This window comes from Ruegeria sp. HKCCD7251, assembly GCF_013031165.1.
Lineage (GTDB): Bacteria > Pseudomonadota > Alphaproteobacteria > Rhodobacterales > Rhodobacteraceae > Ruegeria.
In genome coordinates, this window is record NZ_WPZC01000012.1 from 16584 (window position 1) to 26624 (window position 10041).

At 55.7% G+C, this 10041-nt stretch carries 11 protein-coding genes; 10 read left to right on the plus strand and 1 reads right to left on the minus strand.

The features are described from left to right. Nucleotides 1–84: 84 nt before the first annotated feature. Nucleotides 85–1359: an adenylate/guanylate cyclase domain-containing protein gene (locus tag GOX75_RS19715; RefSeq protein ID WP_171126029.1), complete on the minus strand. Its 1275-nt coding sequence runs from the start codon at nt 1357–1359 to the stop codon at nt 85–87. Between the two features lie 445 nt (nt 1360–1804). Here GOX75_RS19715 and GOX75_RS19720 point away from each other — a divergent pair, with 445 nt between their 5' ends. From GOX75_RS19720 to GOX75_RS19765, 10 genes are all read left to right on the plus strand, one after another. Next, nucleotides 1805–2017 carry a DUF1127 domain-containing protein gene (locus GOX75_RS19720; protein ID WP_171126031.1) on the plus strand — a complete coding sequence of 71 codons (213 nt, stop codon included), beginning with the start codon at nt 1805–1807 and terminating at the stop codon, nt 2015–2017. Between the two features lie 240 nt (nt 2018–2257). Next, nucleotides 2258–2731, plus strand: a complete 474-nt coding sequence (gene rplO, locus GOX75_RS19725; RefSeq protein WP_171126032.1) for a 50S ribosomal protein L15 — start codon at nt 2258–2260, stop codon at nt 2729–2731. 109 nt (nt 2732–2840) lie between these two features. Continuing rightward, nucleotides 2841–4205: a preprotein translocase subunit SecY gene (gene secY, locus GOX75_RS19730; protein WP_171126034.1), complete on the plus strand. Its 1365-nt coding sequence runs from the start codon at nt 2841–2843 to the stop codon at nt 4203–4205. Then, nucleotides 4202–4846: an adenylate kinase gene (locus tag GOX75_RS19735; protein ID WP_171126036.1), complete on the plus strand. Its 645-nt coding sequence runs from the start codon at nt 4202–4204 to the stop codon at nt 4844–4846. Before secY ends, GOX75_RS19735 begins: the two co-directional genes overlap by 4 nt. A gap of 81 nt (nt 4847–4927) precedes the next feature. Continuing rightward, nucleotides 4928–5941, plus strand: a complete 1014-nt coding sequence (locus GOX75_RS19740) for a DUF1214 domain-containing protein (protein ID WP_217354455.1) — start codon at nt 4928–4930, stop codon at nt 5939–5941. Nucleotides 5942–6149: 208 nt separating this feature from the next. Beyond that, on the plus strand, nt 6150–6518 hold the full coding sequence (rpsM, locus tag GOX75_RS19745; protein ID WP_171126038.1) for a 30S ribosomal protein S13: 369 nt from the start codon (nt 6150–6152) through the stop codon (nt 6516–6518). Nucleotides 6519–6533: 15 nt separating this feature from the next. Continuing rightward, a complete protein-coding gene (rpsK, locus tag GOX75_RS19750) occupies nt 6534–6923 on the plus strand; it encodes a 30S ribosomal protein S11 (RefSeq protein WP_008757289.1) in 390 nt (129 codons plus the stop codon). Nucleotides 6924–7038: 115 nt separating this feature from the next. Then, nucleotides 7039–8055, plus strand: a complete 1017-nt coding sequence (locus GOX75_RS19755) for a DNA-directed RNA polymerase subunit alpha (RefSeq protein WP_058276312.1) — start codon at nt 7039–7041, stop codon at nt 8053–8055. Nucleotides 8056–8172: 117 nt separating this feature from the next. Further along, nucleotides 8173–8595: a 50S ribosomal protein L17 gene (gene rplQ, locus GOX75_RS19760; RefSeq protein WP_039538314.1), complete on the plus strand. Its 423-nt coding sequence runs from the start codon at nt 8173–8175 to the stop codon at nt 8593–8595. 132 nt (nt 8596–8727) lie between these two features. Then, nucleotides 8728–10041, plus strand: coding sequence for a DUF3300 domain-containing protein (locus tag GOX75_RS19765; RefSeq protein ID WP_171126040.1), 1314 nt, complete (start codon nt 8728–8730; stop codon nt 10039–10041).

The following is a 10041-nucleotide window of genomic DNA, read 5'->3' on the forward strand; positions in this document are numbered from 1 at the left end:
CCGCTTTGAGGTCAAAGCTGACCGGTTTCATTCCAGTACCCGCGCCTAAACGAATGATTGCCATTCGCCTAACGCAATTCAGCGTTATGTGAAAATTTCGTAAGAAAAGACTTCTAAGTCTTCCTCAAAACCCCGCAAAGAATGCCGCCCCAATTTTTTCGGCTCTTCAGATACCAAGTTCACAAAATCACCCGTTGCTAAAAGCCGCGCCTCCAATTTTCGCGTCAGGCCCTCTAACCTGCTGGCTATCGCGACTGATGGGCCAGTTACCGTAAAATCCAAACGCTTTTCAGTGCCAACATTCCCGTAGACAGCCGCCCCAGTGTGCAATCCAACCCCAAATTCAGCACGGTCTGATGGATCAAGTTCTTCATTCCTTTGGAACGCTTCACGTGCCGCGGACAGGGCTGCTTCGCACATGTCTTCGGGTAGTCTTCGTTGACCATCAAAAGGAAAGATCGCAAGCAACCCATCGCCAACGAATTTAAGAACCTCTCCGCCGTGATCGTGTACCGCCCCACCGACACAATCGAAGAATTGGTTAACCGTCGCGACATATTTTTCCGAAGACAAGCGCTGGCTCAAAGCCGTAGAGCCGCGCATATCGCTGAACAATAGAGCACAGTCAATTATGCTGACATCTCCCCGGGCTATTTGACCGTTCAGTACGGATCGCCCGGACAACTTGCCTAGATAGACCTCCATCAACTCAGCTGCCAAGAACTGCTCTGACAGTACACGCGCTGCACCAAGCAAAGGTAAAGATAGCCGCGACAGACCATCTACCTCACGATCTGTGAAGCCAGAACGACGCTTTGTAGCAAAAGACACTGACGCGCCCAAAGCCCACTCCATCTTTCCGTCAAAGACAACGGTACGATTGCCGAATGGTGCACTGCATACGACATAGTCGGTGACACCTGCTTCAGCGAGTTTTCGGAATAGCGGAAATTTGTCACGGGTCGCTTGGTCAGTCAGATTTGCTCGCATGAAAGGAAACTTGATTGTGCCGTTGGTAAGTCCGTCCGCCAAGTCCCAAACTTCCTCATTAAAGTGCTGTTTCGCAATCTCATTGGCCAATTTCGAATTCTCTCCGAAGGGTGCTTTGTCGAAGAGATCAGCCGTTACAGAACTGCGTGGAAGAACGGTCCATTCAATTCGATGGTTCGATGCATCCCACGTTGCATCGAGTAATCCAATTACAGGGTGCATCATCAGACGGCCCAAGGAAACACGCGTGACCGGCACGCCACCATCGATCAGCCTGTTACTTAACTGCTCGACTAGTCCACCAAGATCAGCATCAAAAAAGGCCAGCTTTTGCAGCCAATCTGCAATGCGGTCGAAAACATCCGCCATACCTTACACCTCCACCATCATCTTGTTACAGCCGAAGGCTCGTGTCATTCGGTTTGTCTTCGAACACTCAATTCTCCAGCGATGGGTTTGCAAATTTTCACGCGCATTCGCTCGCAATATTGGCCAAAGCCCGTCAATTTTTCGAGCTACGAAAATGTGCCAGGCGAAACAGTCGATAGAGAAACGTTACTATTCAACTCTAAAGTACTCCCTCCAATGTCCTGTGCAGCGGTGCAACTAACGGCCGCTTCCTTCCGCCAAGTGGACATTCATCGCGTTAAGCGCGGTGTACATACTCCTGTTTCGCCATTCCCCCAACGCATAGCGGATAGACCGAAACATCCGTTGTTAGCGATACCCGCCCTCCTTATCTGAGCCGTGTCCCAAACAGGAACGCAATCAGTATCCCGGGGAATTCGCTTCGGGCTTAGAAAGGAAATGAACTATGGCAAATACTGCAACATACACCCGCGAAGGCTTTGGCCTGAACGCCCGCATCGCAACGCTCGTCGCTCGCATCAAAGAGGCTTATACCCTGCGTGCCGAGTACAACCGCACCTATTCAGAGCTGCAAAGCCTGTCGGACCGTGAGTTAAACGATATCGGTGTGCGTCGGTGCGATATCCGCGATATCGCTCAAAAGCATGTCTACTGCTGATAAACTGATCAGACCGTTGACCTGACCCAGAGGCGCCAATTGGCGTCTCTTTTGGGTTTTAGGGGGCGAGCTTGTTTGTTTTTCCCGAAATCTTGAACATTGGGGACAACAAAACTTGCATCCTGCAACGCGACGCTGTAACCCGCCCCGGTGGCATTGCGTCCACGAGAATCAAAACCAAGAAACGCCGTGTTTGGCCCATCACGCTTCGGGGGTCACATCCGGCTTAGGAGAAGCGATATGAAACTGCACGAATTGCGCGATAATCCCGGCGCTGCACCGAAACGGACCCGCGTTGGCCGTGGTCCCGGTTCTGGCAAGGGTAAAATGGGTGGCCGTGGTATCAAAGGCCAGAAATCCCGTTCGGGTGTGGCCATCAATGGCTTCGAAGGTGGCCAGATGCCGCTGTACCAACGCCTGCCCAAGCGTGGCTTCAACAAGCCGAACCGTAAGGAATTCGCCGTTATCAACCTGGGCCTGATCCAGAAATTCGTCGATGCCGGCAAACTGGACGCTAAAGCTGCGATCACCGAAGATGTACTGGTTGAATCCGGTCTGGTTCGTCGAAAGCTGGACGGCGTCCGCGTTCTGGCCAAAGGTGAAATCAGCGCCAAAGTGAACCTGGAAGTCACCGGTGCTTCGAAGTCTGCTGTTGAAGCAGTTGAGAAAGCGGGCGGCTCACTTAAGGTCACAAAAGCCGCTGCGGTAGAGTAAGCGCTTGTGAGCGGGCCAAGACCCGCTTACATAGACCTCAGAGTTTTCCAAGACGCCGCCCGAGCCGGAAAACGGTTCCGGGCGGTGTTTTCATAAGAGAGACCGATTTATGGTATCAGCAGCAGAACAAATGGCAGCCAACACAAGCTGGTCTGCCCTTGGTAAAGCCACCGATCTGCGCAACCGCATCTTGTTCACGCTTGCATTGCTGATCGTCTATCGTCTGGGCACCTTCATTCCGGTTCCGGGCATCGACGGCCAAGCATTGCGCGAGTTCATGGAGCAAGCGGGGCAGGGCATCGGCGGCATGGTTTCGATGTTCACCGGCGGGGCGCTTGGGCGGATGGGTATCTTTGCCCTTGGCATTATGCCCTACATTTCAGCCTCGATCATCGTGCAGCTGCTGACATCTATGGTTCCCGCGCTCGAACAGCTCAAGAAAGAGGGCGAGCAGGGGCGCAAGAAGATCAACCAATATACCCGTTTCGGCACCGTGGCACTGGCCACCGTACAGGCTTATGGTCTGGCCGTTTCACTGGAATCGGGCGATCTGGCAACCGATCCGGGCCTGTTCTTCCGTCTGTCGACCATGATCACGCTGGTCGGTGGTACGATGTTCCTGATGTGGCTGGGTGAACAGATCACCGCACGCGGCATCGGCAACGGTATCTCTCTGATCATCTTCGTGGGCATCATTGCCGAAGTTCCGGCTGCTCTGGCGCAGTTCTTTGCCTCGGGCCGCTCGGGCGCGATCAGCCCTGCAGTGATCATCGGTGTGATCGTGATGGTGATTGCCGTGATTACCTTTGTGGTATTCATGGAGCGCGCCTTGCGTAAGATCCACATTCAATACCCGCGCCGTCAGGCCGGTATGAAGATCTATGAAGGCGGCTCCAGCCACCTTCCGGTCAAGGTAAACCCGGCAGGCGTGATCCCGGCGATCTTTGCCAGCTCGTTGTTGCTTCTGCCGGTGACCATCTCGACCTTTTCGTCAGGTGCAACCAACGGGCCGATCATGTCATGGCTGCTGGCCAACTTTGGCCCCGGACAACCTTTGTACCTGTTGTTCTTCGCTTCGATGATCGTGTTCTTTGCCTATTTCTATACGTTCAACGTTTCGTTCAAACCGGACGATGTGGCGGATAACCTGAAAAAGCAGAATGGCTTTGTTCCGGGTATCCGTCCGGGCAAGAAAACCGCTGAATATTTGGAATATGTGGTCAACCGCGTTCTGGTTCTGGGTTCGGCGTATCTGGCGGCGGTGTGTTTGCTGCCTGAAATTCTGCGGAACCAGTTCGCCATCCCGTTCTATTTCGGCGGCACCTCGGTTCTGATTATCGTCTCTGTGACCATGGACACGATCCAACAGGTCCAGAGCCACCTGCTGGCGCACCAGTACGAAGGGCTTATTGAAAAGTCCCAGTTGCGCGGTAAAGGTAAGAAACGCGGCAGGAAGGGACCCGCTCGTCGATGAACATTATTTTGTTGGGCCCCCCGGGGGCAGGTAAAGGGACGCAGGCGCGCCACTTGGTGGAAACACGCGGCATGGTCCAGCTGAGCACCGGCGACATGCTGCGCGAGGCCAAGGACAGCGGCACCGAGATGGGCAACCGCGTGGCCGAAGTGATGGCCAAGGGTGAGTTGGTCACGGATGAGATCGTGATTGGTCTGATCCGCGAAAAACTGGAGCAGGGTGCCAAAGGTGGTTTCATCTTTGACGGTTTCCCGCGCACGTTGGCCCAGGCTGACGCGCTGGGTGAGTTGCTGGACAGCACGGGTGAGTCTCTGGATGCTGTCATCGCGATGGAGGTCAACGATGACGCTCTGGTCGCGCGGATCACGGCCCGGTCGACCTGTGCTGGTTGCGGTGAGGTCTATAACGACATCACCAAACCGATCCCGGCAGATGGGAAATGCACCAACTGCGGCAAGCAAAATGACTTTAAACGCCGCGCGGACGACAATGAGGAAAGCCTCAAGACCCGTCTGATGGAATACTACAAGAAGACCTCGATGCTGATCGGCTATTACCATGCCAAGGGCAACCTGTCCTGGGTCGATGGTTTGGGCGAAATTGATGAGGTTCAGGGCGCGATCGCAGGTGTCCTAAGGTAACATCTCTAATTAATTGAATGCGTGTGTTTGCCGAGGTATCACCTTTGCCAACGCGCGCATTTTTTTTGGGAGATGGATTTGATGAAATTGCTCAGAATGCTCTCGGTCGCATCGGGTTTGACCAGTTTGGCCCTTGGCGCGTTGGCGGATACAACGCCGGTCAACGTCGACAATTTTGTCCGCGCTGCAACAGATATCGAGTTTCGCAAATATCTTGAAAATTCGGGCGCTGTGAATGCTTTGTTTCATGTGCGCGAGCCGACGCCCTTGGATATGCAGCCGACTATCCGCATGAACCGCGATACGCTGTATAGTATGGCGGTGGTGGATATCTCGGACGGGGCGGTGTTGACTGTGCCGGAATCCGGTGATCGGTACGTGTCGGTTCAGGTGGTCAATCAGGATCACTACGTCAATGATGTGTTTCTGGGCGGCGGTACTTATGAGCTGACTGTTGATCAGTTCGATACGCCTTATGTGGCACTCCTGTTTCGGTATCTTGTCAACTCGGAGGATCCCGAGGATGTTGCCAAAGTGATCGCGTTGCAGGACGGGGTAACGCTTCAGGCCAATTCCGCGCGACCTTTTGACGAAGCGCATTACGATAAAGATGCTTTTGACAAGGTGTTGAGCGCGGTGCTGGAACTGGCGCGGTTTTCTCCCGACAGCACTGGCACATTCGGCGCGAAAGACGAGGTTGACCCTGTGCGGCACCTGCTGGGAACAGGGTTTGGCTGGGGTGGCTTGCCAGAGGCACAGGCCTTTTATCTGAACGTCGATCCGGGTCTGGCGTTGGGGGCGTATAAGCTGGACGTTCCGGCCAAGGTTCCGGTTGGCGCATTCTGGTCCGTCAGTCTGTATAACTCGGCCGGATTCTTTGAAGAGAACGATCTAGGTGTCTATGTGATCAACTCGGTGACGGGCGACCGCAACCCGGATGGATCGTTGACCGTGCACTTCGGTGAATGCGAAGACGGCCGTGTGAACTGCTTGCCGATCATGGAGGGCTGGAACTATGCTGTGCGCCTGTACCAACCAGCGCCAGAAGTGATTGACGGGACCTGGACCTTCCCCGAAATCGAGCCTGCGGAATGAATTCGGGATCAATATGCGATCTGCGCTTGACGCGCGGGTCGCGCAACACTATTGGACGCTATCTCGGAAGAGAATCGAATTGTGTGCGGGCAATCCGTTCACATGATCATATCATAAAATGCTGAGCCCTCTGGCGACACTGCCACGGTTAGGCGTTGTGAAAAAAGGTTCTGGAGCTACGGAACCGCAACGAAAAGGAAAGTGACACGTGGCACGTATTGCCGGCGTAAACATCCCGACTGCAAAGCGGGTACCTATCGCCCTCACATATATCACCGGAATCGGCAACACCTCGGCCAAAGCGATCTGCGACGCTGTGGGCATTGAAGCGACCCGTCGCGTCAATGAACTGTCCGATGCCGAAGTTCTGAAAATTCGCGAATTCATCGACGAAAACTTCACCGTCGAAGGCGATCTGCGCCGCGAAGTTCAGATGAACGTCAAGCGCCTGATGGACCTGGGCTGCTATCGCGGTCTGCGTCACCGCCGCAACCTGCCGGTTCGGGGTCAGCGTACCCACACCAATGCTCGTACTCGCAAAGGCCCCGCAAAGGCCATTGCTGGTAAGAAGAAATAAGGGAGGGTCTGACTGATGGCACGTGACAAGACTCGCGTTAAGCGCAAAGAGCGTAAGAACATCGCATCGGGCGTTGCCCATGTGAACTCGACCTTCAACAACACCAAGATTCTGATCTCGGACGTACAGGGCAACGCCATTTCGTGGTCGTCTGCCGGTACCATGGGCTTCAAAGGCTCGCGGAAATCGACACCTTACGCCGCTCAGATGGCTGCAGAAGATGCAGGCAAGAAGGCGCAGGAACATGGCGTCAAGACGCTGGAAGTCGAAGTTCAGGGCCCCGGTTCGGGTCGTGAATCGGCTCTGCGTGCGCTGGCTGCCGTGGGCTTCAACATCACGTCGATCCGCGACGTGACTCCGATTGCTCACAACGGCTGCCGCCCGCCGAAGCGTCGCCGCGTCTAAGCGATTTTGAATTGAGCTGGGGCCAGTGTTTTTGCACGGCCCCAGCACGTCATTTTGAACCTCGGGCGTCTGCACCTTGTTGGTCATGGGGCGCGGACAGGAATGGAGGGATTACATGATCCACAAGAATTGGGCAGAATTGATCAAGCCGACCCAACTGGAAGGCAAACCGGGCAACGACCCCGCGCGTCAGGCGACTCTGGTCGCTGAACCGCTGGAGCGTGGCTTTGGTTTGACTCTGGGCAACGCGCTGCGCCGCGTTCTGATGAGCAGCCTGCAAGGTGCGGCCATCACCAGCGTTCAGATCGACAACGTTCTGCATGAGTTCTCATCGGTCGCAGGTGTCCGCGAAGACGTCACCGACATCATCCTGAACCTCAAGCAGGTTGCCCTGCGCATGGAAGTCGAAGGCCCCAAGCGCCTGTCGATCAATGCTAAAGGCCCAGCCGTTGTCACCGCTGGCGACATCAGCGAAAGCGCCGGCATCGAGGTTCTGAACCGCGATCACGTCATCTGCCACCTGGACGATGGCGCCGACCTGTTCATGGAACTGACCGTCAACACCGGTAAGGGCTATGTCTCGGCTGAGAAGAACAAGCCGGAAGACGCGCCTATCGGTCTGATCCCAATCGACGCGATCTATTCGCCGGTCAAGAAGGTCGCCTACGACGTTCAGCCGACCCGTGAAGGTCAGGTTCTGGACTATGACAAGCTGACCCTGAAGATCGAAACCGACGGTTCGATCACGCCGGAAGATGCGTTGGCCTTTGCCGCTCGTATCCTGCAGGATCAACTGTCGATCTTCGTCAACTTCGACGAGCCGGAATCGGCTGGCCGCCAGGACGAGGACGATGGTCTGGAGTTCAACCCGCTGCTGCTGAAGAAAGTAGACGAGCTGGAACTGTCGGTCCGTTCGGCAAACTGCCTGAAGAACGACAACATCGTCTATATCGGCGACCTGATTCAAAAGACCGAAGCAGAGATGCTGCGCACCCCGAACTTCGGCCGCAAGTCGCTGAACGAGATCAAAGAAGTGCTGTCCGGCATGGGTCTGCACCTCGGCATGGATGTCGAGGACTGGCCGCCCGATAACATCGAAGATCTGGCGAAGAAATTCGAAGACGCGTTTTAAGCGCGTCTTCCCCAATGCCCGGGCTGCCGGGGACAAAATGGGCACTTTCGCCCCAAGGAGAGCCGGTGACACGCATCGCCGGCCAGACAAAGCAAAACGCAAGATAGGAATTGAAAAATGCGTCACGCACGTGGTTACCGCCGCCTTAATCGTACTCATGAGCACCGTAAGGCTCTGTTTGCGAACATGGCTGGCTCGCTCATCGAGCATGAGCAAATCAAAACAACTCTGCCCAAGGCGAAAGAACTGCGCCCGATCATCGAAAAGCTGGTCACTCTGGGCAAACGCGGTGATCTGCACGCCCGTCGTCAGGCCGCAGCACAGCTGAAAGAAGACAAAGACGTCGCAAAGCTGTTCGAAGTTCTGGGCCCCCGCTATGCCGAGCGTCAGGGCGGTTATGTCCGCATCCTGAAAGCTGGCTTCCGGTATGGCGACATGGCACCGATGGCGATCATCGAATTCGTTGATCGTGACGTCGACGCCAAAGGTGCGGCTGACAAAGCCCGCGTTGCTGCTGAAGAAGCCGCAGACGAAGAATAAGAAAGCCCGTCTTTCTGAACGAAACCCCTGCGCTACAGGCGTGGGGGTTTTTTCGTTTTGGCGGCCGAAAAGCGGTTTTGTTGCCAGAATCATTAACTTGGGCGATCCTTGGTTCAATTGAAGGATCGCAATATGTTTAGATATCTTGTCCTATTACTCGGGTTTTGCGCACCGGTTTCCGTGTTTGCGCAGGAGGCATCTCAGGACGCGCAACCCGACGATACCCTGTTGACCGACGCCGAACTGCAAACGCTGGTCGCGCCGGTTGCGCTGTATCCCGACACGTTACTCATCCAGATTTTCGTGGCGGCCACCCAACCGTTGGAGATCGTTAAGGCCGAGCGGTTCCTGCTGGACAACGCCGATCGCGATCCAACAGAGCTGGAGTCAGAGATCGACGCCATGGGATGGGATCCTTCCGTCAGCGTACTGGCAACGGCCTTCCCCGAAGTTGTAGGGCAGATGGCTACGCATATCGACTGGACCGAGACTATGGGGACGGCAATGCTGGCTCAGTCCGATGATGTGATGGACGCCGTACAGGTCATGCGGGATCAGGCGATTGACAGTGGCGCGCTGGTCTCGGGGCCGGAACAAACCGTCGAGGTGACCGAAGACGAAACGGTAGTGATCACGCCGACGAACACGGAAACGGTTTATGTCCCGCAATATGATCCGCAGACCGTCTACACCGGTCCCTCGACCGGGGACGTGATCGGAACCGCGCTGCTGACATTTGGGGCCGTTGCCCTGATTGACGAAATCTTTGACGACGATGACGATTGGAATGACTACTGGGGCTGCCGGAATTGTGGTGGATGGAACGGTCAACCCATCGTCAGAAACCCCGACATCGACATTGATGTGGATGGTAATATCAATATCGGTAATGAGATTGGCCGGGGCGACCGGACGGATATCGGTTGGACTCCGGACCCCGAGCGGAAAGAACAGGCGCGCGACAAGATATCGGATCACAAAAGGCCTGAAGGCGGGCGCGGCGATTTACCTGTCAACCGACCGGACGGGCGGACGGATGAACTGCGAGCCAAGCTAAGCCGGGAATCCGGTGCGGCGGATATCAGTCGTGATCGCGCCGCTGCCGTTGCTGCCGGCGCTGGTGCCGGAGCTGTCGCCGGAAGTGCTTTGGCCAACCGTGGCGGCGACAAGCAACTGCCGAAGGTGAACCGTGGCAACGTGGACGGGGACAGGGCCGCCGCCAAGCAGCAGGCCATTGACCGCACTAAGCAAAGGCCGGACGCTGCCAAGAAACCGGTCAAGCAGAAGCCACAAAGCGTCAAGAAACCTCAGGCCAAGAAACCGGCGACGACTCAGCGGAAGCCATCTGCTGCCAAGGGCGCGGCCATGAAAAAGAAATCCTCTGGTAACAGGGCCAAAAGCGCGTCGAAACGTGGACACGCGGCCAAGGGAGCACGGAGAAGGTAA

What these genes read in the sequence shown, in the direction of transcription:
- GOX75_RS19715 (WP_171126029.1), bottom strand. Translation starts at nt 1,359, where the DNA reads ATGGCGGATGTTTTCGACCGCATTGCAGATTGGCTGCAAAAGCTGGCC.
- GOX75_RS19720 (WP_171126031.1), top strand. Translation starts at nt 1,805, where the DNA reads ATGGCAAATACTGCAACATACACCCGCGAAGGCTTTGGCCTGAACGCC.
- rplO (WP_171126032.1), top strand. Translation starts at nt 2,258, where the DNA reads ATGAAACTGCACGAATTGCGCGATAATCCCGGCGCTGCACCGAAACGG.
- secY (WP_171126034.1), top strand. Translation starts at nt 2,841, where the DNA reads ATGGTATCAGCAGCAGAACAAATGGCAGCCAACACAAGCTGGTCTGCC.
- GOX75_RS19735 (WP_171126036.1), top strand. Translation starts at nt 4,202, where the DNA reads ATGAACATTATTTTGTTGGGCCCCCCGGGGGCAGGTAAAGGGACGCAG.
- GOX75_RS19740 (WP_217354455.1), top strand. Translation starts at nt 4,928, where the DNA reads ATGAAATTGCTCAGAATGCTCTCGGTCGCATCGGGTTTGACCAGTTTG.
- rpsK (WP_008757289.1), top strand. Translation starts at nt 6,534, where the DNA reads ATGGCACGTGACAAGACTCGCGTTAAGCGCAAAGAGCGTAAGAACATC.
- GOX75_RS19755 (WP_058276312.1), top strand. Translation starts at nt 7,039, where the DNA reads ATGATCCACAAGAATTGGGCAGAATTGATCAAGCCGACCCAACTGGAA.
- rplQ (WP_039538314.1), top strand. Translation starts at nt 8,173, where the DNA reads ATGCGTCACGCACGTGGTTACCGCCGCCTTAATCGTACTCATGAGCAC.
- GOX75_RS19765 (WP_171126040.1), top strand. Translation starts at nt 8,728, where the DNA reads ATGTTTAGATATCTTGTCCTATTACTCGGGTTTTGCGCACCGGTTTCC.